At 66.1% G+C, this 286-nt stretch carries 1 protein-coding gene; it reads right to left on the bottom strand.

The features are described 5' to 3' along the window. A partial coding sequence (locus tag SB752_RS32270; RefSeq protein ID WP_410719475.1) for a hypothetical protein occupies nucleotides 1–286 on the bottom strand: 286 nt, incomplete at both ends.

Below are 286 nucleotides of genomic sequence, written 5' to 3'. Positions count from 1 at the left end.
CGAGCCAATCCCGCACATCGTCAACCGATATGCGGATCACGTCGGCCGCGCGCGCCGAATGAGATATGCGGGGCGTCATTTCGCCGTTCTTCGCCGGATCTGGCGCACTCGTGCCCGCCGAGACGTGTTCGGCGCGGTCATAGTCCGCGAGCCAGTCGTCTATCTCGGCCGCCGACGCGGCGGCGTCCTGCGTACAGTTATTGACACGAGTCCAAGCGCGCGCTGCGCGCGCGAAACGCGACTCCTCCGCTTGGCGCTTGCGCGGCTCGATCTTCCACGTGTGATG

The organism is Brevibacillus sp. SIMBA_040 (genome assembly GCF_046535075.1).
Taxonomy (GTDB): domain Bacteria; phylum Bacillota; class Bacilli; order Brevibacillales; family Brevibacillaceae; genus Brevibacillus.
This window is presented reverse-complemented; position numbering and strand designations above follow the sequence as displayed.